Consider the following 23,892-nt stretch of genomic DNA (forward strand, 5'->3'; position numbering starts at 1 on the left):
CCGCTCCCCTACCGGGGCGGCGGCGAGAAGGTGCTGGTGGAGGGCGGCGGCGCGAACCCGCCGCTCGACGGAGGCGGCGCAAAACCGCCACCGCTGCTGCCGCTTGAGGGCGGCGGCCCGAACACATCTTTCGCGCCTGACGACGATGAGGACGAGGACGACGAGCTTGCCGGCGCGGGAGCACTCGCGGCCGCCGGGGCGGGGGCAGGCTGCGCCGCGGTCGCCGGCGGCTTCGGCTTCGGGCGCGCAGCGGAGGGCTTGGGCCGCTCACGGACTTCGGGAGCGCCCTGCGGGTCGAAGCCCACATAGATCACGTAGCGTTCCATCTCGTACGGCTTCAGCAGCGGGAACGCGATCTGGTCCTCGACGACGGTGAAGGCCGCATGGCCCGGATCGGCCGGCACGTCCACGGCCACCGCGAAGAACTTGGTGGTGATGGTCTTGGGCGTCGGTCCCTCGTTCACCACGGCGATGCGGATGGGGACCTTCACCTGACCCGGAGCGCCCTTTTCGCCCATCAGGACACGGCCCTCGATGCCCACCCTCACCACCATCATGCCGTTGACTATGGAGCATTCGCGGGCCAGGCGGCCGATCGTGCCCTGATAGCGCAGGCCGCCGCCGGCCGTGACCTGCCAGCTAGCGGCGCCGGTACGCACGGTGAGCATGGGGCAGTCATAGGTCTCCTGGTCGGGACCCGTGCCCACCACGAGGGCGCCTGCGCTGGCGCTGTTGACGATGCCGGCGGAGGTGCTGCCGACGGCCGGATTGGAGATGGCCGTGCCACCGGCGACGCCCGTATCCTGCGCGCCGAAGGAGCCGTCGAGCCCCTCTCCGGCCGCGCAGCCGGCGAGCGCCGCAGCCAGAAGGCCGGGCAGAAGCAGGCGGGGCAAGGCGAAACGGCGGGGCGGGGACAGGCGTGAAGCTGCCGTCACGGGCCTTTCGGTGGCCCGGATCTGCACGACCGTCCGTGTTGCACCCGCCATATCTTCAACTCCATGGGCGCCCTGGATTCCGACGCGCTTATAGCAAAGGGAAGCCGGCGTGAGGACTCCCCGCTCGCCCCTGCGGGTCCCCGGCGCCGGCTCCGTGAAAGTAAGGTTACCGCGCGCGCCTCAGCCGCCGAGGCCGACCGGCTTGCCCACGACCACCGTCAGCGCGTCCTTCGACGTGGCCAGCCGGCCGGCGACGCGCTTGAGGTCGTCGAGGGTGACGGCGGCGATCAGGGCGTTGCGGCGATCGATATAGTCGATGCCGAGTTCGTCGAGCTGGATCTGCAGCAGCTGGCCGGCGACCTTGGAGGACGTATCGAAGCGCAGGGCATAGCTGCCCATCAGATAGCTCTTCGCCTCCTCCAGCTCCTTGGCGGTCGGCCCGTCCTTCAGGATCTGGCCGAACTCATGGGTGATGAGGGAGATGGATTCCGCCGCCCGCTCGTTCTTGGTCGCGGTGCCCGCGAACCACAGGCCGACGTGGGAAAGCGCCACCTGATAGGAATAGACCGAATAGGCCAGCCCCCGCGCCTCGCGCACTTCCTTGAACAGGCGCGAGGAGAAGGCGCTGCCGCCGAGGATGTGGTTGAGCACATAGGCCGGGATGAAGTCCGGATCGCGCCGCTCCAGCCCGCCGGTGCCCATCACCACCACCGACTGCGAGACATCGAGGGGGATGACCTCAACGGTGCCGATCTTCTGGGGCGTCACGTTGGCGACGGGAACGAGCGTCGCCTTGGCGGGGAGCTTGCCGAACACCTCGTCGAGCCGCCTGCCCAGTTCCTCGGCGGTGATGTCGCCCACTACGGCGACGCGCAGGTTGGAGCGGGCGAAGGTCTTTCCGATGAAGCCCGCGATGTCCTCGCGGGTCAGCTTGGCCACGCTCTCCAGCGTGCCATCCGTCGGGCGGCCATAGGGATGGCCGGGAAAGGCGAGCGCGAACCAGCGGTCGTTGGCAATGGCATTCGGCTCGGTGGACCGGCGACGCAGCATGGCCAGCAGGGAGGCGCGGATGCGCTCCACCGCCTCGCCGTCAAACCGCGGCTCGTTGACCGCAAGGCGCAGCAGTTCGAAGGCCTTGTCGCGGTTTTCCGAAAGCGTGCGCAGGGAGCCGCGCATCTCGTCGCGCCCGGCATCGAAATGCAGCTCCACCGCATGGTCGGCCAGCGCCCGCTGGAAAGCGTCGGAATCGAGCGCGCCGGCGCCCTCGTCCAGAAGCGAGGAGGCAAGGTTGGCGAGGCCGGCATGCTCCGGGCCATCTTGGGCGGCGCCGCCGAGGAAGGCGAACTCGAAGGCGATGAGCGGAAGCGTGGTGTCGTGGACCAGCCACGCCTTGATGCCGCCCGGGCTCGTCACCTCGGTGATGCGGCTCGACTGGGACTGCGCCGTGTCAGCGGCGAGAAGGGAAAGGGCCATCGTAACCATCGCAAGAAAGAGCCGGGCGGCAGGGCGAAGGCCCGCGCCCGCGAAAAAGGCGCGCCGGCCCGAACGGGCCGGCGAACGGAACATCTCGAAAGCCGGGACGGCCGCCGTCACGAGCGATTGTCCTTCTTGCCGTCCGCCTTGCCCGCGTCGCCGGCTTTCGGCTCGGCCTGCTTGAGGTATCCGGTCACGGCCCGGTCGGTGACGAGATAGCGGCGGGCCACGTCGCGCACCTGATCGGCGGTCACGGCCTTGAGCCGGTCCGGCCATTCGCGCACGTCCTTGGCGGAGAGGCCGGTGGCCCAGGAGGCGCCATAGATGCGGGCGAGGGTCGCCTGATTGTCCTGCGCGTAGATGGTGTCGGCAATGAGCCGGGTCTTGGCGCGGGCGAGCTCAAGATCGTCGACGCCCTTGTCCTGCAGCTCGGCGACCACCGCATCCACGGCGGCTTCCAGCGTCTCCAGGCTCACGCCCGGACGCGGCGAGGCATAGGCGACGAAGCGCGTCGCGTCGTAGGCCGTGCCCTGATACCAGGAGCCGGCGCCGGCCGCGAGGCCCTTCTCGGCCACCAGCGTGCGGTACATGCGGCTGGTCTGGCCGCCGCCGAGGATATGCGAGAGCACTTCCAGAGCTTCGGCATCGCCGGGCGCCGCGGTGCGGGCGGACGGCACCAGATAGGAGCGCTGAAGGCTCGGCTGGGCGACGCGCGGGTCGGCCAGCGACACCCGCCGGTGGGCGCGCGGCTCGGGCTCCTGCGGGCGGTTGCGCGGCGGCGTATCGGCCTGGGTGACCTTGCCGTAGGTCTTTTCCGCCAGCGCCTTCACCTCGGCCGGGTCCACATCGCCGGCCACCACCAGCAGGGCGTTGTTGGGCGCATAGAAGCGGCGATAGAAGGCCAGCGCGTCCTCCCGGTTGAGGCCCTTGATCTCGTGCTCCCAGCCGATGATGGGATGCTGGTAGGGATGGTTCACATAGGTCGTTGCCTGCAGCACCTCGGAGAGGCGGGCGCCGGGATCGTTGTCCGTGCGCATGCGGCGCTCTTCCAGCACCACGTCGCGCTCGGGCAGCACCACCTCGTCGGAGAGCTTGAGGCCGCGCATGCGGTCGGCCTCGAAACCCATCACGGTCTGAAGGTGCTCCTTCGCAACCCGCTGGAAATAAGCGGTGTAATCCTGCGAGGTGAAGGCGTTTTCCTGCCCGCCGAGGCGCGCCACCTCGGCCGAGAACTGGCCCTGCGGGTGCGCATCGGTGCCCTTGAACATCAGATGCTCAAGGAAATGGGCGATGCCGGACTTGCCCGGCTGCTCGTCGGCCGATCCCACCTTATACCACACCATGTGGGTGACCACCGGGGTGCGGCGGTCGGGGATGACCATGACCTGAAGGCCGTTGGCGAGCTTGAATTCGGTGACTTCCGGACCTGCGGCGTCGGCAAGGCGGGGAGAAAATGCGGCCGCTCCAGCGGCGATAATGGCAACCATGGCAAGACGGCTCATCTGCACGTGAGGATCTTTCGGCATTCGACGCGCCCGAAGGCGCGTCCGTCAAGGAAAGATAGGGTGCCCGCCGCCGCAGAGAAGGACCGGGCGGAGCGGTATCGGCCCGCAACTGCCGGCCCTTGGACCCGCGTGCCCGTCCGCCGGTTCGTCACTGGCGATCGAACAGCGACGGCATCTTCCAGGGTTCCTTCTTGTCCTCCACCACGCCATAAGGCGCGTTGGGAGCCGGCGTCTGGTAGCCGGGCGGCGGCTGAATGAGGTTCTCGCGGTTGGGCTCCCCATTGAAGGTGAGCTGCTCCTGCTTGCCACCCAGGCCGAGCCAGTTGGTGGCGCCGAGCTGGCTGGGCATCAGAACGTCGCGCGTGGAGCCCGCGCCCACCGGCTCGGTGGGCGCCGTGCTGTTGCCCACCGCCCGCTTCTTGCCGCGGTTGAGCTCGGACGGCATCAGCGGCTTGCCCGGATCGTCGCGCACGATGGGTTGCTTGGCGGCCTGCGCGGCAGCGGCGCGGCGCTGCTGATCGTAGTCCTTCGGCCAGTTGGGATGGCTTTCGGCGGCGCTCTTCTGGGGCGGCGGCAGGGCGTCCGGCACGCGGGGCGGCACCACGAGGGGGGCGCGCTCGCGGTAGTCGATCTCCGGCTTCTCCTCTTCCTCCTTGAGGCCGAGAATCTGCATGGCGCTGTCGAAGATATTGGTGCTGCCGTCGAGGCCCTGCGCGGCGGCGGGCGCGGGCGCGGCGAGCGTGAGGACAAAAGCAGTGAGCAGCGCTCCGCCAGCAAGGCGCAGCGGGATACGGCGTTCAAGAGACATGATGAAACCGGCCACGCGCGGCGCGGGTCCGGCGCTATGCGGGAAAACGGAAATCTCTCGCATGGGTCTCACGTCCTCGATGCCATCCTCTGGGCCGGGCGGCGAATCCCCTTCGCCGCGAATGCTCCAGGCCTTTGATTGATCACACGGTTTTTCCGCAAAGCGGGCCACAAGCTGGGATCGAGCGCACCTGATGACACGCTCGCGCGCGCTCAAGGCTCCCGCTCGGCCCCGGATCGGGGCGACATTGGCACGGCCGAGGGCGGCGATTTTGAGGCGCCGCCGAGAAATGCATCGTAAAGAAGCATCGCCACGCCCACAACCACGGCCACATCGGCGAGGTTGAACACGTACCAACGGTAGCCGAAGGCGTGCAGCGACACGAAATCGAACACCGCGCCATAGACCACCCGGTCCACCGCATTGCCGATGGCGCCGCCGATGAGCAGGCCCAGCGCGAACGCCTCGAAGCGGCTGCGGGCGCGGGCGAGCCAGATGGCGAACAGGATCGCCGCCGCCACCTTGATGGCCACCAGCACCCAGCGCCCCGTCTCCCCCTGCGGAAACAGGCCGTAGCTGATGCCGTAATTCCACAGCGCGGCGAAGTCCACGAACGGCGCGACCGGCTTGATCGCTGCCCCCCAGGAGGCCGACCAGGCAAGGACGACGCTCTTGGAGGCCTGGTCCGCCACCAGCACCACGAGCGCGACGAGAAGGCCGAAGAGGATGGGACGGCGCTGCAAGGAGCCTCTCTCAGGTACGGCCTCTGTGGCCCACGGCCGGGCGACGCGACCGGCCGTTCATAGACGAGGCCGCCCGCCCCGGCAACGCGCGGCGGGCGGAGCGGGATGTCAGGCCGTTGCGGCGCGCGCGGCGTACAGTTCCCGCAGAGCCGCCGCATCGCGCGGGGTCACGTCGGGGAACTCCGGGTCGGTGCCCACCAATGGCGAGACCTTCCACGAGCGGGCGCACTTGGTGCCCACGGCGCGGGCCGGGACCACGGCGACGCCCGGCACGTCCGGCAGACGGAAGGCGTCGGCCGGCCCCTCGCCCCGGATCAGCTTCGCATCCGAGGTGATGGCGATCTCGGCGAGGTCGAGCCCGTCGAGGGCATCGGCCAGCGCATCGTCGCTCACGTAAACCTCCGGCGCGGCCTCCAGCGAGGAGCCCATGCGCTTGGCGGCGCGCTCGACTTCCAGCGCACCCAGCACCACCCGGCGGATGAGGCGCACCTTGCGCCACTGCTCCGCCAGCGCCTCGTCGCGCCATGCGGCGGGCGTCTCGGGGAAGCCGAGGAGATGGACCGAGCCCTCCTCATCGCCGGTGCGGGCGATGTAGGCCTCCTCGCAGGTGAAGGCGAGGATGGGCGCGAGCCAGGTGACGAGCCGGTTGAACACCTCGTCCAGCACGGTGAGGCAGGCGCGCCGCGTCACTGAGGAGATGGGATCGCAATAGAGCGCATCCTTGCGGATGTCGAAGTAGAAGGCCGACAGCTCGATGTTCATGAACTGGGCGAGGGCCGCATGAACCTTCTTGTAGTCGAAGGCGCGATAGGCGGCGCGGATCTCCCCGTCCAGCTCGGCGAGCCGATGCAGGATGAAGCGCTCCAGCGACGGCATGTCGGCCACCGCCACCTTCTCCTCCGGCCGGTAATGGTGCAGCGAGCCGAGCAGCCAGCGGATGGTGTTGCGCAGCTTGCGGTAGGTGTCGGCCGTGGTCTTGAGGATTTCCGGGCCGATCCTGAGGTCGTCCGCATAATCGGAGGCGCACACCCACAGGCGCAGGATGTCGGCGCCGGACTGCTTGATGACATCCTGCGGCGAGGTGACGTTGCCCAGCGACTTGGACATCTTGCGCCCGTCCTCGTCGAGGACGAAGCCGTGGGTCAGCACCACGTCGTAAGGCGGGCGGCCGCGGGTGCCGCAGCTCTCCAGCAGGGAGGAATGGAACCAGCCGCGGTGCTGGTCTGAGCCCTCCAGATACATCACCTTGTCGCGCCCCTCCGGCGGCCGCACCGCCTTCAGGTCGGGACGCACCTCCAGCGTGAAGGTGTGGGTGGAGCCGGAATCGAACCACACGTCGAGGACGTCATCCACCTTCTGCCAGCCCTCGGGGGCGCGCTCGCCCAGGAAGCGGGCGCTGGCGCCTTCCTTGAACCAGGCGTCGGCACCTTCGGTGGCGAAGGCCTCGGCGATGCGGGCGTTGACAGCGGCATCCTTGAGGATTTCGACGGTGCCGTCGCCCTTGTCCTTCACGAACACGGCGATGGGCACGCCCCAGGCGCGCTGGCGGGAGACCACCCAGTCCGGCCGGTTCTCGATCATGCCGGTGATGCGGTTCTCGCCCGCCGCCGGCACCCATTCCACCGTCCTGATGCCGGCGAGCGCGCGGGCGCGCAGGGTGTCCGGCGCGTTGCCGGGAAGCGTCGCCGGGCGGGGCGCGGCCTTGCCGTCCGCATCGCGGATGTCCTGGTCCATGGCGATGAACCATTGCGGCGTGTTGCGGAAGATCACCGGCTTCTTGGAGCGCCAGGAGTGCGGATACTGGTGCTTCACCCGGCCGCGCGCGAGCAAATTGCCGGCCTTGATGAGGGCGTCGATGACGGCGGTATTTGCGTCGCCCTTCTCGCCCTTGTCGGTGATGACGCGCCTGCCCTCGAAGCCGGGCGCCTGGGACGTGTAGAACGAGTCTTCGTCCACCGTGTAGGGGATCGCCGGATTGATGCCGCGCTCCTCCAGCCAGCGGCGGTGGTTCACCCACGCCTCGAAGTCCTCGCGGCCATGGCCGGGGGCGGTATGGACGAAGCCCGTACCGGCGTCGTCCGTGACGTGCTCGGCTTCCAGCAGCGGCACCTTGAAGGTGTAGCCGCCGAGCTCGAGGTCCGCGAGCGGATGGGCGAGGATGAGGCTGCCCACCACATCAGCGGGAACATCGCCGCGGCGCTCATAGGCGGTGACGCGGGCGGCCTTGAACACGTCCTCGGCCAGCTTGTCGGCGAGGATCAGCCGGTCGCCGGCCTTGGCCCAGTTGTCGGCGGGGGCGTCGGTGACCTCGTAGACGCCATAGGCGATCTTCGGCGAATAGGTCACCGCGCGGTTGCCGGGCATGGTCCAGGGGGTGGTCGTCCAGATGACGACGGTCGCACCTTTAAGGTCCCCCTCAGACACCACCGGGAACTTCACCCACACCGTATCGCTGGTAAAATCCTGGTACTCCACCTCCGCCTCGGCCAGCGCGGTCTTCTCCACCACCGACCACATGACAGGCTTCGAGCCACGGTACAAAAGCCCGTTCTCGGCGAACTTCATGATCTCGCGGGCGATCTGCGCCTCGGCCATGAAGGCCATGGTGGTGTAGGGATGGTCCCAGTCGCCCTCGACGCCGAGGCGCTTGAACTCCTCGCGCTGCTTGCCCACCCACTCTTCGGCATAGGCGCGGCATTCCTGGCGGAAGGCGACCATGGCGGCGGCATCGGAGAAGTCGGGCTTCTGCTTGCCCTTCTTGCGGTAGTTCTCTTCCTCGATCTTCCACTCGATGGGAAGGCCGTGGCAGTCCCAGCCGGGCACGTAGTTCGAGTCAAAGCCCAGCATCTGCTGGGAGCGCGTCACCACGTCCTTCAGGATCTTGTTCAGCGCGTGGCCGATGTGGATGTTGCCGTTGGCATAGGGCGGACCGTCGTGCAGCACGAAGCGGTCGCGACCGCGCCCGGCCTCGCGCAGGCGCCCGTAGAGGCCGATGCGCGCCCAGCGGGCCAGCAGCTCCGGCTCCTTCTGCGGCAGGCCGCCACGCATGGGGAACTGGGTCTCGGGCAGGAACAGGGTCTTGGAATAATCGGGGGCGGACGCCTCGGCCGACGGCTTGGTCTCGGACTTCTCGGTCATGGAACGCTCGGGGGATGAAGGCAGGGTCGGGGCGGAAAAATCCCGGCAGCCCCCGCGCGCTCAGCCGCGCCGGCGGGGGGCCGGGCCGATAATTCGCGCCGCGAGGGGGCGGCTGCGGCGAGGCAGGGCCCCGCGATCATGAGGAAATCCGCTCATGGTGCGGCTTCTATCAGGCGCGGAGGGCCGGGAAAAGCCCGCAGATCGGCGCAGCGCCAGCGCTCTCGAGCTGCGGCGGGCAAAGAAAAACCCCGGCACCAACGGTGCCGGGGTTCTTCTTGGTTCCCCTCTTTTAAAGAACCACGGGGCGGCGACGAGGCCGCCCCGCCAGGATCACGAATGATACGCGCGCTCGCCGTGCTCGTTGATGTCGAGACCCTCGCGCTCCACGTCCGTGGAGGGACGCAGGCCGACGATGACCGAGATCACGAACAGGATGACCGCCGTGCCGACGCCCGACCACACCACGGTCACGCCGACAGCCTTGAGCTGGGCGATGACCTGGGCGGTCATGTCGTAGGCCGCGACCGCACCGGTGGTGTAGTCGTAGATGCCGGTGCCGCCGAGGGACGGGCTCACCAGGATGCCGGTGGCGATGGCGCCGACGATGCCGCCCACACCGTGCACGCCGAACACGTCGAGGGCGTCGTCGTAGCCCAGCGCGTTCTTGATGGCGGTGCAGAAGATGAAGCAGATCGGGGAGACGATCAGGCCGAGGACCAGCGAGCCCATGATGCCGGCGAAGCCCGACGGCGGGGTCACGGCGACGAGGCCGGCGACGATGCCCGAGGCGAGGCCGAGCATGGAGGGCTTACCCTTCACCAGCCACTCCACGAACATCCAGGACATGCCGGCCGCGCAGGTGGCGATGAAGGTGTTCATCATGGCCAGCCCGGTGACGGCGTTGGCCTCGAGGTTGGAGCCGGCGTTGAAGCCGAACCAGCCGACCCACAGCAGGGAGGCGCCGACCATGGTGAGCGTCAGCGAGTGGGGCGAGAGTGCCTCCTTGCCATAGCCCAGGCGCTTGCCGACCATGATGCAGGCCACGAGGCCGGCGATGCCGGCATTGATGTGCACCACGGTGCCGCCCGCGAAGTCGATGGCGCCGAGGGAGAAGATGTAGCCGGCGTCAGCCAGCACGGCATCGAGGGCAGCCTGCGCGGCGGTCTTGGCGGTGCCGTCAGCGGCGGCGGCGACAGCCTTGGCGGCGGCGTCGATCGCATCCGGGCCGGCCCAGTACCAGACCATGTGCGCGACGGGGAAGTACACGAAGGTCACCCACAGCGGCACAAACAGCACCACGGCGGAGAACTTCATGCGCTCTGCGAAGGCGCCGAAGATGAGGGCCGGGGTAATCATGGCGAAGGTCATCTGGAAGGCGATGTACACCCACTCCGGAATGGCCACGCCCACCGAGAAGGTGGCGGCGAGGGATTCGCCCGTAACGCCGGACAGGAACGCCTTGGAGAAGCCACCGATGAAGGGCGAGCCGCCGGTGAAGGCGAGCGAGTAACCGTAGAGCACCCAGATAAGGCCGACGATGCATACGCTGTAGGCGACCTGCATCAGCACGGAGAGCATGTTCTTGGCGCGCACGAGGCCGCCGTAGAACAGGAACAGGCCGGGCACCGACATCATCAGCACCAGCAGCGCGGACGTGAGCATCCAGGCCACGTCGCCCTTGTTCACGGTGGGGGCGGCTGCCGCGGCGGGAACGGCGGAAGCGGCGTCGGCCGCCGGGGGAGCCGTCTGGGCCAGCACCGGCGCGGCTACCGCCAGCGCCAGAAGAAGCGCGGGAACCCCCACGCGGGACCACGTCTTGGACGTCATGGATGAATGCTCCGTGAAAGAGATGAGGCTCAAAGGGCGTCGGCGTCGGTCTCGCCGGTGCGGATGCGCACGGCGTGCTCGATCGGAATGACGAAGATCTTGCCGTCGCCGATCTGGCCGGTCTTGGCGGACGCGGTGATCGCCTCGACCACCTTGGAGACCTGGTCGGCGGACACCGCGACCTCGATCTTCAGCTTCGGCAGGAAGCTGACGGCGTATTCGGCGCCGCGATAGATCTCGGTGTGGCCCTTCTGACGCCCGTAGCCCTTGACCTCGGTCACGGTGAGACCGTGCACACCGATACCGGTGAGGGCGTCGCGCACCTCCTCCAGCTTGAATGGCTTGATGATGGCCATGACGATCTTCATGGATCGGTTCCTGTCCCCTGATGCCGCTGCGCTTCCCATGAAGCCCGAGCGGCGTTTCTCGCGGCGGCTTCGCCGAGCGGGTCGGGGAGATCCGCGCCGCGGCTGGCAAGCCTGCGGACACCGGAATCAATTACCGTGCCAAGAGAGGGGGAGCGCAGCGGACACCGGGAGTCCCGTGCATATTTTTCCGCCACGGCGCGCGCAACAGGGGCTCCGCCGCCTGCTTGCCGCTTTTTACGCCTATTTTTTAATCTTAACGCCCAAGATAGCGACACGTCCTGTTCGCACTTGCGTGATGACGCACCGCAACGCAGAAAAACGCCGCCTGCCTATCCGCGCGGCGTTACCGGCCGCATGAGGCCTTCCTGTGCCGCCGAAGCAACCAGAAGGCCGTCCCGCGTGAACAGCTCACCCCGGCAGAATCCGCGCCCGCCCAAGGCGGCAGGGCTCTCCTGGGTATAGAGCAGCCAGTCGTCGGCGCGGAACGGGCGGTGGAACCACAGGGCGTGGTCGAGGCTCGCCACCTGCACGTCCGTGTCGAACACGGACTTGCCGTGCGGCAGCAGCGCCGCCTGCAACAGGGAAAGGTCCGAGGCATAGGCGAGCACCGCCTGATGAATGGGCAATTCGTCCGGCAGCGGGCCGCGGGCGCGGATCCAGATGCTCGGCCGCGCCCCCGGGGACCCGAGATAGGACATGTCCAGGCTGGTGGGCTTCACCTCCAACGGACGGTGGGCCATCCAGTCGCGGCCGGCAGCGCCAGGAAAGCGGGAGAGCAGGCGCTCGCGCCACACCTCATCCCCGGGCAGTTCCTCGGGCTGCGGCACGTCCGGCATCTGGCTCTGGTGGGTGAAGCCCTCCTCCGGCTTCTGGAACGACACCGACATGCTGAAGATGGCTTCGCCGTGCTGGATCGCCACCACCCGCCGGGTGGTGAAGGAGCGGCCGTCGCGGATGCGGTCCACGTCGTAGATGATGGGGACGGTGGGATCGCCGCCCAGCAGGAAGTAGCCGTGCAGGGAGTGGGTGACCCGCGCCTCATCCACCGTGCGGCGGGCGGCGACAAGCGCCTGGGCGATCACCTGCCCGCCGAACACCCGCCCCCCGGTGGGCGATACGCTGCGACCCCGGAACAGGTTGATCTCGAGCGGCTCGAGGTCAAGGATGCCGAGGAGCTTCTCCACGTCGGGATTCTGGGCGGTCATGCAGGGGGCTCGCCGAGCGCCGCGCGCCTCAAAGGCGGCAGCGTCAAGAAGGTGGAACGGGATGCGGGTCGCGCGGTTCAGTCGAGGGCAGGACGCCACGCCCACGCCTCGACCGTCAACCCCAAAACGTCAGCCAGCTCCCCTATAGGCGAGCCATTCGGCCTTGATCGGCGTACAACGAGAACAATCATCAGGAGTGAAGGTCATGGGCTCCCCGAACGCACCGCTTCCGGAGACCGGCTGGTCCGCCAACCCGGCCGCCACCGATCGCGTACAGGCGGAACGGGCGGACGTCGCCATCGTCGGCGGCGGGCTTGCCGGGCTGAGCCTCGCTCTCGCCCTGCGCCAGGGCCTCGGCCCCGACGCCGACATCACCCTCTACGACCCCACCCTCTCCCGGGCCGGCATGGATGACGGGCGCTGCTCCGCCATCGCCGCCTGCGCGCGGCGCATGCTCACCAGCCTCGGCGTGTGGCAGGAGCTTGCCGGCAAGGCCGAGCCAATGCGGACCATGGTGGTGACTGACAGCCGCACCAAGGACGTGGCGCGCCCCACCTTCCTCACCTTCGACGGCGATGTGGAACCGGGCGAGCCCTTCGCCTTCATGGTGCCGAACCTCGATCTGCAGCAGGCGCTGGTGGCGGCCTCCCGGTCCGCCGGCATCGACCTGCGCGAGGAGGCGGTGACATCCTTCCGCAGCGAGGGCGGCGGTGTCGAACTGGCCTCCGCCTCGGGCGCGCCGCTGCGCGCCGGCCTACTGGTCGCCTGCGACGGCGCGCGCTCGCGCATCCGCGAGATGGCGGGCATCTCCACCGTTTCATGGGGCTACGGGCAGAGCGGCATCACCTTCGTGGTGGAGCACGAGCGCCCGCACGAGGGCCGCGCCGAGGAGCATTTCCTCCCCGCCGGCCCGTTCGCCATCCTGCCCTTGCCGGGCAACCGCTGCTCGGTGGTGTGGACCGAGCGCACCGCCGATGCCGAGCGGCTCCTCGCCTTGCCCTCCGCCATCTTCCAGGAGGAGCTGGAGCAGCGCTTCGGCCATCGCCTCGGCTGGGTGAAGCCGGTCACCAAGCCCCGCGCCTATCCCCTCGGCTTCGCCATGGCGCGCGCCTTCGTCGGCGACCGGCTCGCTTTGGTGGGCGATGCCGCGCACGTCATCCATCCCATCGCCGGGCAGGGGCTGAACATGGGCCTGCGCGATGTCGCCGCCCTCGCCGAAGTGGTGACGGACGCGGCCCGCGTCGGCCTCGACTTCGCCTCGCCCACCGTGCTGGAGCGCTACCAGCGCTGGCGGCGGTTCGACACTTTGGCCATGGGCGTCGCGACGGATGGGCTCAACCGGCTGTTCTCCAACCATTCCGATGCCCTGCGCGCCATCCGCGACGTGGGCCTCGGGCTGGTGGACCGCCTGCCCCGCCTGAAGGGCCTGTTCATCAAGGATGCGGCCGGCCTCACCGGCGAGGTGCCGAAGCTGCTCAGGGGCGAGGCCCTCTAGTCGAGCCTTCGCCATCTTGCCCTGCCCGGCCTCGCCTGCGAAAAGCCGGGCATGATCGTTCTCGACGATATTTCCCTGCGCCTTGCCGGGCGCCTGCTCATCGACCATGCCTCCGTCGCGCTCCCCGAGAATGCCCGCGTGGGCGTGGTCGGGCGCAACGGCTCGGGCAAGACCACACTTTTCAAGGCGCTGGTGGGCGAGCTGGAGCTGGAATCCGGCGCCATCCGCCTGCCCAACCGCACCCGCATCGGCCGCGTGGCGCAGGAGGCGCCGGCTGGGCCGGACAGCCTGATCGAGCGCGTGCTCGCCGCCGATACGGAGCGCGCGGCGCTGCTCAATGAGCGGGAGACCACACAGGACCCCAACCGCATGGGCGAGATCGAGATGCGGCTCCTCGACATCGGCGCCCATGCGGCGCCGGCGCGGGCGGCCACCATCCTCGCCGGCCTCGGCTTCGACGAGAGCGCGCAGCAGCGGCCCTGTTCGGAATTCTCCGGCGGCTGGCGCATGCGCGTGGCGCTGGCGGCCCTGCTCTTCACGGAACCGGATCTGCTGCTGCTCGACGAGCCCACCAACTATCTCGACCTCGAAGGCACGCTCTGGCTGCAGGATTACCTCGCGCATTATCCGCGCACGGTGATCCTCATCTCCCATGACCGCGACCTCTTGGACGAGAGCGTCGACCACATCCTGCATCTCACCGGCCAGAAGCTGACGCTCTACAAGGGCGGCTTCACCTCGTTCGACCGGCAGCGGCGCGAGCGGCTGCTGCTGGACCAGAAGGCGCGCAAGAAGCAGGAGATGCAGCGCGCCCACATGGAATCCTTCGTCGCCCGCTTCCGCGCCAAGGCCACGAAGGCGAAGCAGGCGCAGTCGCGCCTCAAGGCCCTCGCCCGCATGGAGCCTTTGGCCGCGCAGGTGAGCGAGGAGGCGGCGGCCATCTCCATCCGCCATCCGGAAAAGCTGCTCTCCCCGCCCATCGTGGTGCTGGAGAAGGTGGCGGTGGGCTATGTGCCGGGCCGGCCGATCCTCCAGAACCTCAATTTGCGCATCGACGAGGACGACCGCATCGCCCTCCTCGGGCCCAACGGCAACGGCAAGTCCACCTTCGCCAAGCTCCTCGCCGACCGGCTGAAGGAGGAGAGCGGGCGGGTCGTGCGCGCCGACAAGCTGGAAGTCGCCTACCTCGCCCAGCACCAGATCGACGAACTCATTCCCGGCGACAGCCCCGCCCAGCATGTGCGCAAGCTGATGCCCGACGCGCCCGAGGCGCGAGTGCGGGCGCGGGCGGCGGAAATGGGTTTCTCCGGCGGCACGGCCGACACCAAGGTCTCCTCCCTCTCCGGCGGCGAGAAAGCGCGACTGCTGCTGGGGCTCGCCACCTTCCGCGGGCCGCATCTGCTGATCCTCGACGAGCCCACCAACCATCTCGACATCGAGGCCCGCGCGGCGCTCATCGAGGCCATCAACGACTTCCCCGGCGCGGTCATCCTCGTCTCCCACGACCGGCATCTGCTGGAAGCCTGCGCGGAACAGCTGTGGCGCGTGAGCGGCGGCACGGTGAAGGCCTATGACGGCGACCTCGACCAGTACAAGAGCGAGGTTCTCTCCCGCTCCGACGGCGACCGGATGACCGACAAGGGGCGCAAGGACCGCTCCGAGACCAAGGCGGAAGCCGCCTCCACCCCCGCGCCCCGCCGCATCGCCACCGGCCCGCTCAAGAAGCGCATCCGTGAGCTGGAAGGGGCCGTGGACAAGCTGACGAAGCAGATCGAGGGACTGGACGCCAAGCTCTCCGACGCCGGGCTCCATGCCGCGAAGCCGCTCGACGCCGCCCGCTTCGCCAAGGAGCGGGCCGAGGTGGCCGAAAAGCTGGCGCAGGCGGAGGAGGAATGGCTGGAGGTCAGCGCCGAGCTCGAGGCCGCGGGCGGCTGAGCGGCGCGGCCGGGGCCTCCTCGGGCGCCGCCTCCGGCTCGCGCACCAGCGCCAGCAGCGCCTGCGCCGCCCGCGAATTGTAGCGGTCGGCGTGGCGCAGGGCGTAGAACCGCCGGGCCGGCAAGGTCAGCGGCAGCTGCTTCAGCGTGCCCATGGCGAGGCCTGAGGCGGTGACGAGATCCGAAATCACCGTCGCTCCGGCCCCGGCGGCGACCGCGCTCACCACCGCCTCGTTGGACGGCAATTCCAGCACCACCTTCAGCCGGGACGGATCGACCCCCGATACACGCAGGGCATCCTCGAACACCTGCCGCGTGCCCGAGCCCGGCTCGCGCAGCACGAAGTTCATGTCGAGGAGGTCGGCCGGGGTTAGGGCCTTGAGGTCGGCGCAGGGATCGTGGGCCGCCACCACCAGCACCAGCCGGTCGCCGGGCACTGTGACCCGCGCCAGCAGCGCCTCCTCCACCTCGCCTTCCACGAAGCCGAGATCCGCCTCCCCGGCCCGCACCGCCGACGCCACTTGCGCGGTGTTGCCGATCACCACTTCCAGCGCGATGTCGGGATAAAGCTTGTGGAAGCGGTTGAGCAGCGGGCCGAGCCAGTAATTGGCGATGGTCTGGCTGGCGTGGATGGACAGCCGGCCGCGCCTGAGGCCGGACAGATCGGCAAGGATGGTCTCCGCCGCGCCGGCGCGGGCCAGCACGGCCTCGGCTTCGGGCACGAAGACGCGCCCGGCTTCCGTCAGCTCGATGCGGCGTCCGACGCGGTGGAAGAGGGCGACCCCGCAGGAGGCCTCAAGGGCCGCGACAGAGGCGCTGACGGCCGATTGGGTCATGTTCAGCGTTTCGGATGCGCGGGTCATGTGGAGCGCGCGGGCGACGGCGACGAAGACCTTCAGTTGCTCCAGCGTCATCCCGCCCGATCACCCTTGCCCCGCTCAAACGCCGCGCGGGCTCAATGTAAAAGGCCCGTGAGGCATGCTCACGGGCCTTCGTATCACATGAAGGATTTGATGAGGATGAAGCTGAGCACCGAGATGAACAGCCAGGCGGCAGCGCCGAGCAGGAGGGGCTTGACGCCCTTCAGCCGCAGCTTGCGCATGTCCGTCTCCAGACCCATGGCGCCCAGCGCAACGGCGAGGAGGAAGGTGGTGGTGGTGGCCACCGGCATCTTCACTTCGGGGGGCACGTAGCCGCTGGAGGCCACCATCACCATGGCGATGAAGCCGAACACGAACCACGGCATGGGGGGGCTCGCATGGCCGGCCGACTTGTCGCCGCGCGCCCGCATCACCGCCGCAGCCCCAAGGCCGATGACGAGGGGGGCCAGCAGCATCACCCGCGAGAGCTTCGCCACCGTGCCGAACTCGCCGGCCTGCTGGCCGCCCTGGAAGGCCGCCGCAACCACCTGCGCCACCTCATGGATGGAGGCGCCGGTCCACAGGCCGAAGGCATGGGCGTCGAAGCCGGTGAACGGGATCAGCGCCGGCATCAGCAGCATGGAGAGCGAGCCGAAGATGGTGACGCAGGCCACCGCATAGGCCACGTCCTCGTCCGAGCCGCGTGTCACTGTGTTGGTGGCGATCACCGCCGAGGCGCCGCAGATGGCCGTGCCGGCGGCGATCAGCTCGGAGAGCTGCCGGTCCACGCCCATGGCGCGGCCGAGCCAGCGGGTGACGAAGAAGGTGGCGAACAGGGTGAAGGCGACGATGGAGAAACCCACCACGCCCACCGAGCGCACCTGCTCGAAGGTGAGCTGGAGGCCCAAAAGCACGATGGCGAAGCGCAGGATGCGCCGGAGCGCGAACTTCACGCCGGGCTTGATGATGGCCGCCGTGCCGAAGATGTTGTGCAGCGCCATGCCGATGACGATGGCGATGATGAGCGGGCTGACGAGCCCCATGCCCGGAACCTGGCGGATGGCATAAGCCGCCGCCGCGATCACCACCGTGTAGGCGACGCCCGGCAGGATGCCGCCGAAGGCCGTCACCAGCGGGCCACCCGATGCGGGGGCAGGCAGGGGAACGGGGGGAATGAGCGCGGGATCGGTCAGGTGCTTGTCGGTCATGGCAGGGGGTCCCTCTTGAGACGAGGATGCCCCCCTGACATGGATCGATCAAACGAGTTGTTTTTCTACAATTGATCGATTTATTCGATCAACGCACCACCACGCCCCGGCGCACCACCGTGTTGCCGGCTGGGCCGCGCGTCGCGCCCACATGACGGCAGACGCCATTGCGGCAGCTGGTGGCGCCCACATGGCCGACAGGGCCGCGCGCATAGGGGCCGTAATAGCGGTTCCACTGGCCGTACCAGGGGCGACCCACATAATGGGTGTTCCAGTACGACTGGTTGAACGCCACCGCCGCGATGCCGAGGCCCGCCGCCACCGCCGCCGTCATCACCACCGGCGAGGCACCGGCGGAGGGCACGACCTTGATGTATTGCGCCGCCATCCAGCCGCGCACGTTGCCGAGCGCAACATCGCACCACGAATAGTCCGCAAGGCAGCCGTAGGTTTGCAGCGCCGCGCCGGCCGGAACCGTGACGACGGTGGGGAAGCTGGTGCTCGGCCCTGCCCGAAGGTTCACATTCGTCACGGCCACCGCCGGCTGGGCCGCCGCGGCGGCTCCGGCGGCGAGGACGCCGGCCAGCATGACAGCCGCTCCGGCCATTGCGCGCAGGCGCGATCCAAATTCAGAACGTATCGACACCAGCATCTCCATCATCGGGATCTGGCGCGACAGCCTAGCTTCGGATCGTTACCGGCCCGTTGCATGATTTTGCAATGTGCAACGCTCAGCGCTCGGCGAAGGCCTTCTCCACCACGTAGGTCTCCGGCCGATTGCCCGCGCCTTCCACGAAATCGCGGGATTCGAGCAGCGCCTTGGTATCGGCGATCATCTGCGGCGAGCCGCACAGCATCACCCGGTCGTGCTCGGCGTCGAGGTCCGGCAGGCCGAGGTCGGCGAAGAGCTGGCCGCTCTCCATGAGGTCCGTGACGCGGCCGCGATTGCGGAACGGCTCGCGGGTGACGGTCGGATAGTGCAGCAGCTGCGTCTGCGCATATTCGCCGAGGAAGTCGTGGGCCTTCAGGTCCGCCACCACCTGCTCGCCATAGGCGAGTTCCGCCACCTCGCGGCAGCCATGAACGAGGATGATGTGCTCGAAACGCTCATAGGCCTCCGGGTCCTTGGCGATGGACACGAAGGGCGCGAGGCCGGTGCCCGTGGCGAGCAGATAAAGGCGCTTGCCGGGCTTGAGATTGCCCAGCAGCAGCGTGCCGGTGGGCCGGCGGCCGACGAGGACGGGATCGCCCGGCTGCAGCATCTGGAGGCGCGAGGTGAGCGGGCCGTCCGGCACCTTGATGGAGAAGAATTCCAGCTGCTCCTCGTGCGGCGCACAGGCGAGCGAATAGGCGCGCAGCAGCGGCTTGTCGTTCACGTCGAGGCCGATCATCGTGAACTGGCCGCTCTTGAAGCGGAAGGCGCTGTCGCGGGTGGCGGTGAAGGAGAAGAGGCGGTCGGTCCAGTGGCGGACCTCGAGCACGGTCTCGGTGTTCAAATTGCTCATGATCGCCTCACGCGTCCGCCGGCGCCGGGGAGAAGGCGCTCTCGAACTTGCCGTCCACGTTCATCCACTGCGCGGCATCCGCCGGCGGCTCCTTCTTCTCGGCGATGTTGGGCCACAGGGCCGCATATTCGGCGTTGAGCGCGATCCACGGCGCGGCGGCCGGATCGCTGTCGGCGGAGATGGCGGCGGCCGGGCATTCCGGCTCGCAGACGCCGCAGTCGATGCACTCGTCAGGCTTGATGACGAGCATGTTCTCGCCCTCATAGAAGCAGTCCACCGGGCAGACGGCGACGCAATCCATGAATTTGCAGCGGATGCACTTGTCGGTGACGACGTAGGCCATGGGGCAGGTCCGGTTGTTGTTCGATTTTTATTTTAGCCGGGGAGTGCCGCGCCCTTGAGGACTAAGGCCTTGCAGGGTCAATTAATTGCGGATTTTTTGAATACGTGAAGATGTGAAAAGTGCCACGTCAACCGCCGTCGTCCTCCGGCTCGACCGGAGGACCCATGCCAACGTTTGTCCCTGTCTTACCAAGCCAGAGAGGGTGGAAAGACAGGCCCTCCGGTCAAGCCGGAGGGCGCGACGGCAACAGGGCAAAGGCGCGCCAGCCTCACACGACCTCGGCGAGGCTCGCCCCATTGAGGTTCACTGCCAGACCCTTCAGCGCGTCCTCGTTCAGCTCGCCACCCATGGCCTTGAGGCTCTCCTCGCGGATAAGCGCGCCGAGTTCGGCCCGAAGCTGCACGAATTCCGGGGAGAGCTGGAGGGCGGCGTCGCGCGGGCGTGGCAGGGGCACCGTCACCTCGGCCTTGATGGTGCCGGGGCGGGCGGTCATCACGTAGATGCGGTCGGAGAGGAAGATCGCCTCGTCGATGTCGTGGGTCACGAACAGCACCGAGATGCCCAGCCGCTGCCAGAGGTTGGTGAGGATCTGCTGCATGATGACCCGCGTCTGCGCGTCCAGCGCACCGAACGGCTCGTCGAGCAGCAGCACCTTCGGCCCGGTGGCGAGCGCGCGGACGATGCCCACGCGCTGCTTCATGCCGCCGGAGAGGCGATCGGGATAATGGTCCTCGAACGCGGACAGGCCGGCAAGGCCGAGCAGGGTCCGCGCGGCGACCGCCCGCTCGGACTTGCCCATGCCGCGCATCTTCAGGCCGAACTCCACGTTCTCCCGCACCGTCTTCCAGGGGAACAGCGAATATTGCTGGAAAACCATGCCCCGGTCGGCGGAAGGCCCCTTCACCGGCTCGCCGTCCACCGTGACCATGCCTGATGTGGGCTTGAGGAAGCCGGCCACCGCATTGAGGAAGGTGGACTTGCCGCAGCCCGAAGGTCCGATGATGGAGACGAACTCGCCGGGGTTCACCACCAGGTCCGCATCGCGCACCGCGATGACGGCGCCGTCGATGGTGTCATAGGCGAGGTTGAAGTCGGTGACCTCGATGAGGCCGGTCCTCACCGGCGGGGTCGCGGGGATCGCCATGGCGGGCCTCACTTGGCGCGCGACCAGGGCGTCACCGCCCGGCCCGCGATGCGGATGAGAAAGGAGGAGGCGAGGCCGAGCACGCCGATGGTGATCATGCCCAGCGCGATGTCCGGATACTGCACCAGCGAGTAAGCCTCCCAGGTGAAATAGCCGATGCCGAACTGGCCGGAGATCATCTCCGCCGCGATCAGCGAGACCCAGGCGACGCCCATGCCCACGGTGAGGCCGGTGAACACCTGCGGCAGCACGGCGGGAAAATAGACCTCGCGGAAGGTCGCCCGCTCGGTGGCGCCGAGGCAGCGGGCGGCGCGCACCAGCACCTCGTCCACATTGGCCATGCCATGCAGCGTGTTGATGAGGATGGGGAAAAAGGAGCCGAGGAAGGTGATGAAGACGATGCTTTCCTCGTTGGTCGGCCACAGCATGATGGACATGGGCACCCAGGCGATGGCCGGGATGGGCCGCAGCACTTCCGAGACGGGAAAGACGAACTCCTTCAGCAACTGGAAGCGCCCCATCAGCAGGCCCAGCGGCACCGCCACCAAAGCGGCGAGCGCGAAGCCGATGAAGATGCGCCGGCAGGAAATGAAGATGTGGTTGAGGAAGGCGCCGGTGGAAAAGGCCGCGCGCGCGCTCTCCAGCACCTGCTCGGGCGAGGGCACGTTGATGAACCGCACATAGAAGGACATGCGGTTCACCGTCACCACATGCCAGGCGAGGATGAACAGGCCGATGGCCAGCGCCCCGAGCAGCGTCGCGCGGATGGTGCCGGCATTGAGCTTGAGCCAGCGCCGCGCGCGCCCCGCGACGGACCGGTCCGGCGCCGGCATCGCCGCCACCGCCTCCCGCTCCGGCCGCAGGACGATATGACCGGGCGCGACGGGACGGGCTGCCGCCCCGCCGTCGCCGGCGAGGTGGAGCGTCGCGGATTTCACGGGCGCGGCCTTCACGGCAATGCTGCTCATGACGCTCACCCGCGCGCCGCGGACGCGGCCTTCAGCGCATCGGGGAAGGGCAGCACCTTGCCGCCGCCCTTGGCCGCCGCCGCTTCCGCATCGGCCTTCAGCATGAAGGGCTGGATCTCGGTCTTCCCGTCCTTGGTGGAGACCGCATAGAAGGCATCCGTCGCGAACAGCTTGATACCGCGGGAGGTGTCGAACAGATAGGTCATGTTGACCTTCTTGCCGGCGGCATTCAGCTCGGCGAGGGCGCCCAGGGTGCAGGCAGCGCTGGAATAAGGCTTGATGCCCTCGCCTTCCACCCAGATCTCGCCGGCCTTGCGGGGTTCGGAAATCTTGGTCTTGCAGAAGGTGTCGTCGCCGGAGATCTCGTAATTGGCGAGGCTCTTCAGCTGCGCCTCGTAATCGAGCCCCAACTCCTTGTAGGCTTGGCGGGCGTAGCTGTCGTTGACCCAGGCCTTGACGTCGAATTCCTTCATGCGGCCGAGCTTCTGCAACACGCTCGCGTCCTGCGCGGCGTCATCGACCAGCTGGGGCTTGATGGTGGGGTCCATGGTCATGATGCCGCCCGGGCCGAGGAAGATGTAGACGACTTCCTTGTCGATGCCGGTCCACTTGGCGATCTTCTCGGCGGCTTCCTTCGGGTTCTTGCGGACCCAGTCATTGGCCTCGATGACCGCCTTGATATAGGCGACCACGACTTCCGGATACTTCTCGGCGAAGTCGGTGCGCACCACCACGCCGTGCCAGGTGGGGGCATTCGTCTCGACGCCATCGAAAATCTTGCGGGCGAAGCCGCGGAACGGCAGCAGCTCGGCGAAGGGCACGAAATCGGCGTGGGCGTCGATCTTCTTTTCCTGGAGGTTGGTGGAGCCCACCTCCGGCGACTGGCTGACCAGCTTGAAGTAGTCGGCCGGCCAGTTCTTGTCCTGCATGGCCTTGAGGATCATGCCGTGGGCGGCGGAGCCGAACGGCACGCTGAGCACCTTGCCCTTCAGATCGCTCAGTTCGAAAAAGGGCGAGTCCTTGTGCACCACCACGCCATTGCCGGAGCCGTAGATGTTGTAGGCGGCCACCGCGATGAGCTGGGACTTGGACTGCGGATTGGACTGGAAGGTGTAGCCGTTCACCACCAGCGGATAATCACCCATGCCGCCAAACTGGAGCTTGTCGGCCATCATGCCATTTGTGACGGGCGGGCCGGAGGTGAAGTTCTGCCACTCGATGTTGTAGGTGGCGCCGGCGTACTTGCCGTCCTTCGGCAGGTACTTGTCCAGAAGCTTCAGCTCCTTGATGACGACGCCGGTGGTCACCGTGTTGGTCGTCGTATCCTGCGTGCCGATGCCGAAGGTGATGGTCTCCGCCGCCGCCGGGAGAACGGCGCACGATGTGGCGAGGGCAACGGCAATGCTGCGAAGAATGCTGGGTCGAAACGGGTTCATCAGATCCACCTCTCGGGGCTAAGACGGCTCTCGACGGTGATCTTCGGGTGTCAGGTTCGATCCGTTCAAAGGAAGATGCGGCCGAGGTGTCGATTAGTTGCCTCCTTTGCGGACCCGCCTCCTTTTTCATCATCGTGCGCATTGCTGCGCGCAAACAGCTATCGGACTTACCGGTCGCCCCGCATGACGTGGAGGGCCTCGAGGTCGTAGACCACGATCTTGGCCTTCTCCGCCCTGAGAACCCCCTGCTCCTGCAAACGCTTGAGGCTGATGGTGACCCATTGACGGGTGGCCCCGACCATGTGGGCGAGGTCCGCGTGGGTGAAGGCCGAGCCGATGGCGATGGCACCGTCCTCCTTCACGCCATAGGTGTCGGCGAGGTGGATGAGCAGATGAGCGAGCCGCTCGGTGACGGACCGCGTGCCCAGCATCTGGGCAAGGGCCGAGTAGCATTTGCCCTTGAAGGTGAGGCCTTCGATGAGGCCGATGGCGAAAGCCGGCACCTGGGCAATCAGCCGGCGCAGGGTTTTGCCCGAGAGATGGACCACCACGCTGTTGGTCGCCGCGACGCCGGACCATACGTGCTGCCCCTGCCCGAACAGCTCCGGCCCGCCGACGAAATTACCCGCGCTCCAGTAGGCCAGCGTGATCTCCCGGCCCGAAGGCGCGATGTAGAAAACACGTATGCGGCCACTCTCGATGAGGAAGATGCCATCGTGCGGCGTGCCTTGGGAGAACAGCATCTTGCCGCGATAGACGACGCGCTTCTGGCCCTCGCGCAGCACCTCCTCGCGCTCCTTGGCGGTGAGTCGCTGGAAGAGGAGGGGCGGGCCGTTTGTGAGGGCGGCGTTCTCGGTGAGCAGCAGCGCCTGCGCGGGGTTGGACCCAGCCAGAAGCGGGGACGCGGGGGGCGCGGATTGGGCGTGCAGGGGGGCGGGCTGCATGCAGGTTTCTCCCGTTTGGACGACTTCCAAGCCGCAAGAAGCATACCAGCCAT

At 68.0% G+C, this 23,892-nt stretch carries 20 protein-coding genes; 2 read left to right on the plus strand and 18 right to left on the minus strand.

All coding sequences use genetic code 11. From position 1 onward, the window contains the following. Positions 1–8: 8 nt before the first annotated feature. The 9 genes from V5F63_RS24035 to tesB form a co-directional block, all read right to left on the minus strand. Entirely contained in the window at positions 9–935 is a 927-nt protein-coding gene (locus V5F63_RS24035; protein WP_394102870.1) for a hypothetical protein, read from the minus strand. A 180-nt stretch (positions 936–1,115) separates the two neighbouring features. Next, entirely contained in the window at positions 1,116–2,408 is a 1,293-nt protein-coding gene (locus tag V5F63_RS24040; protein ID WP_394030149.1) for a M16 family metallopeptidase, read from the minus strand. A gap of 116 nt (positions 2,409–2,524) precedes the next feature. Beyond that, entirely contained in the window at positions 2,525–3,895 is a 1,371-nt protein-coding gene (locus tag V5F63_RS24045) for a M16 family metallopeptidase (RefSeq protein ID WP_245327268.1), read from the minus strand. A gap of 166 nt (positions 3,896–4,061) precedes the next feature. Next, positions 4,062–4,721, minus strand: a complete 660-nt coding sequence (locus V5F63_RS24050) for a hypothetical protein (protein ID WP_394102869.1) — start codon at positions 4,719–4,721, stop codon at positions 4,062–4,064. A 212-nt stretch (positions 4,722–4,933) separates the two neighbouring features. Next, a complete protein-coding gene (lspA, locus tag V5F63_RS24055; RefSeq protein WP_394102868.1) occupies positions 4,934–5,464 on the minus strand; it encodes a signal peptidase II in 531 nt (176 codons plus the stop codon). A 108-nt stretch (positions 5,465–5,572) separates the two neighbouring features. After that, complete coding sequence (gene ileS / locus V5F63_RS24060) at positions 5,573–8,602, minus strand: isoleucine--tRNA ligase (protein WP_394102867.1); 3,030 nt, start codon at positions 8,600–8,602, stop codon at positions 5,573–5,575. 330 nt (positions 8,603–8,932) lie between these two features. Next, positions 8,933–10,429: an ammonium transporter gene (locus V5F63_RS24065; RefSeq protein ID WP_209486590.1), complete on the minus strand. Its 1,497-nt coding sequence runs from the start codon at positions 10,427–10,429 to the stop codon at positions 8,933–8,935. Positions 10,430–10,458: 29 nt separating this feature from the next. Further along, on the minus strand, positions 10,459–10,797 hold the full coding sequence (locus V5F63_RS24070; RefSeq protein WP_024276769.1) for a P-II family nitrogen regulator: 339 nt from the start codon (positions 10,795–10,797) through the stop codon (positions 10,459–10,461). Positions 10,798–11,126: 329 nt separating this feature from the next. Further along, the gene (tesB, locus tag V5F63_RS24075) at positions 11,127–12,002 is read right to left on the minus strand and encodes an acyl-CoA thioesterase II (protein ID WP_394030154.1); all 876 of its coding nucleotides are present in this window, start codon (positions 12,000–12,002) and stop codon (positions 11,127–11,129) included. Positions 12,003–12,207: 205 nt separating this feature from the next. Here tesB and V5F63_RS24080 point away from each other — a divergent pair, with 205 nt between their 5' ends. Beyond that, positions 12,208–13,497, plus strand: coding sequence for a ubiquinone biosynthesis hydroxylase (locus tag V5F63_RS24080; protein ID WP_394030156.1), 1,290 nt, complete (start codon positions 12,208–12,210; stop codon positions 13,495–13,497). A gap of 51 nt (positions 13,498–13,548) precedes the next feature. Beyond that, on the plus strand, positions 13,549–15,432 hold the full coding sequence (locus V5F63_RS24085; RefSeq protein ID WP_394102866.1) for an ABC-F family ATP-binding cassette domain-containing protein: 1,884 nt from the start codon (positions 13,549–13,551) through the stop codon (positions 15,430–15,432). Here the strand turns inward: V5F63_RS24085 and V5F63_RS24090 are convergent. The 9 genes from V5F63_RS24090 to V5F63_RS24130 all read right to left on the minus strand — a co-directional run bounded on the left by V5F63_RS24090 (position 15,401) and on the right by V5F63_RS24130 (position 23,839). After that, positions 15,401–16,345 (minus strand): LysR substrate-binding domain-containing protein, encoded by a 945-nt coding sequence (locus tag V5F63_RS24090; protein WP_394102865.1) that lies wholly within the window; start codon positions 16,343–16,345, stop codon positions 15,401–15,403. The two genes, V5F63_RS24085 and V5F63_RS24090, sit on opposite strands and share 32 nt — an antisense overlap. A gap of 83 nt (positions 16,346–16,428) precedes the next feature. Continuing rightward, positions 16,429–17,499 (minus strand): YeiH family protein, encoded by a 1,071-nt coding sequence (locus V5F63_RS24095; protein ID WP_394102864.1) that lies wholly within the window; start codon positions 17,497–17,499, stop codon positions 16,429–16,431. Positions 17,500–17,587: 88 nt separating this feature from the next. Beyond that, positions 17,588–18,088, minus strand: coding sequence for an SH3 domain-containing protein (locus V5F63_RS24100; protein ID WP_394030160.1), 501 nt, complete (start codon positions 18,086–18,088; stop codon positions 17,588–17,590). 142 nt (positions 18,089–18,230) lie between these two features. Next, entirely contained in the window at positions 18,231–19,004 is a 774-nt protein-coding gene (locus V5F63_RS24105) for a ferredoxin--NADP reductase (protein WP_394102863.1), read from the minus strand. Positions 19,005–19,011: 7 nt separating this feature from the next. Beyond that, the gene (fdxA, locus tag V5F63_RS24110) at positions 19,012–19,347 is read right to left on the minus strand and encodes a ferredoxin FdxA (protein ID WP_394030163.1); all 336 of its coding nucleotides are present in this window, start codon (positions 19,345–19,347) and stop codon (positions 19,012–19,014) included. A gap of 268 nt (positions 19,348–19,615) precedes the next feature. After that, entirely contained in the window at positions 19,616–20,491 is an 876-nt protein-coding gene (locus V5F63_RS24115; protein WP_394030165.1) for an ABC transporter ATP-binding protein, read from the minus strand. A gap of 8 nt (positions 20,492–20,499) precedes the next feature. Continuing rightward, positions 20,500–21,324, minus strand: coding sequence for an ABC transporter permease (locus tag V5F63_RS24120; protein WP_245327841.1), 825 nt, complete (start codon positions 21,322–21,324; stop codon positions 20,500–20,502). Positions 21,325–21,464: 140 nt separating this feature from the next. Continuing rightward, positions 21,465–22,895: an ABC transporter substrate-binding protein gene (locus tag V5F63_RS24125; RefSeq protein WP_394102862.1), complete on the minus strand. Its 1,431-nt coding sequence runs from the start codon at positions 22,893–22,895 to the stop codon at positions 21,465–21,467. 167 nt (positions 22,896–23,062) lie between these two features. Then, positions 23,063–23,839, minus strand: a complete 777-nt coding sequence (locus tag V5F63_RS24130) for a Crp/Fnr family transcriptional regulator (protein ID WP_209486621.1) — start codon at positions 23,837–23,839, stop codon at positions 23,063–23,065. Positions 23,840–23,892: the final 53 nt, after the last annotated feature.

It is taken from the genome of Xanthobacter wiegelii, from assembly GCF_043193855.2.
GTDB classification, from domain to species: domain Bacteria; phylum Pseudomonadota; class Alphaproteobacteria; order Rhizobiales; family Xanthobacteraceae; genus Xanthobacter; species Xanthobacter flavus_A.

Coding starts and splice junctions, on each gene's coding strand:
- V5F63_RS24040 (WP_394030149.1), bottom strand. CDS start 2,408: ATGGCCCTTTCCCTTCTCGCCGCTGACACGGCGCAGTCCCAGTCGAGC.
- V5F63_RS24045 (WP_245327268.1), bottom strand. CDS start 3,895: ATGGTTGCCATTATCGCCGCTGGAGCGGCCGCATTTTCTCCCCGCCTT.
- V5F63_RS24050 (WP_394102869.1), bottom strand. CDS start 4,721: ATGTCTCTTGAACGCCGTATCCCGCTGCGCCTTGCTGGCGGAGCGCTG.
- ileS (WP_394102867.1), bottom strand. CDS start 8,602: ATGACCGAGAAGTCCGAGACCAAGCCGTCGGCCGAGGCGTCCGCCCCC.
- V5F63_RS24065 (WP_209486590.1), bottom strand. CDS start 10,429: ATGACGTCCAAGACGTGGTCCCGCGTGGGGGTTCCCGCGCTTCTTCTG.
- V5F63_RS24070 (WP_024276769.1), bottom strand. CDS start 10,797: ATGAAGATCGTCATGGCCATCATCAAGCCATTCAAGCTGGAGGAGGTG.
- tesB (WP_394030154.1), bottom strand. CDS start 12,002: ATGACCGCCCAGAATCCCGACGTGGAGAAGCTCCTCGGCATCCTTGAC.
- V5F63_RS24080 (WP_394030156.1), top strand. CDS start 12,208: ATGGGCTCCCCGAACGCACCGCTTCCGGAGACCGGCTGGTCCGCCAAC.
- V5F63_RS24085 (WP_394102866.1), top strand. CDS start 13,549: ATGATCGTTCTCGACGATATTTCCCTGCGCCTTGCCGGGCGCCTGCTC.
- V5F63_RS24090 (WP_394102865.1), bottom strand. CDS start 16,345: ATGACGCTGGAGCAACTGAAGGTCTTCGTCGCCGTCGCCCGCGCGCTC.
- V5F63_RS24095 (WP_394102864.1), bottom strand. CDS start 17,499: ATGACCGACAAGCACCTGACCGATCCCGCGCTCATTCCCCCCGTTCCC.
- V5F63_RS24100 (WP_394030160.1), bottom strand. CDS start 18,088: ATGCTGGCCGGCGTCCTCGCCGCCGGAGCCGCCGCGGCGGCCCAGCCG.
- V5F63_RS24105 (WP_394102863.1), bottom strand. CDS start 19,004: ATGAGCAATTTGAACACCGAGACCGTGCTCGAGGTCCGCCACTGGACC.
- fdxA (WP_394030163.1), bottom strand. CDS start 19,347: ATGGCCTACGTCGTCACCGACAAGTGCATCCGCTGCAAATTCATGGAT.
- V5F63_RS24115 (WP_394030165.1), bottom strand. CDS start 20,491: ATGGCGATCCCCGCGACCCCGCCGGTGAGGACCGGCCTCATCGAGGTC.
- V5F63_RS24120 (WP_245327841.1), bottom strand. CDS start 21,324: ATGCCGGCGCCGGACCGGTCCGTCGCGGGGCGCGCGCGGCGCTGGCTC.
- V5F63_RS24125 (WP_394102862.1), bottom strand. CDS start 22,895: ATGAACCCGTTTCGACCCAGCATTCTTCGCAGCATTGCCGTTGCCCTC.
- V5F63_RS24130 (WP_209486621.1), bottom strand. CDS start 23,839: ATGCAGCCCGCCCCCCTGCACGCCCAATCCGCGCCCCCCGCGTCCCCG.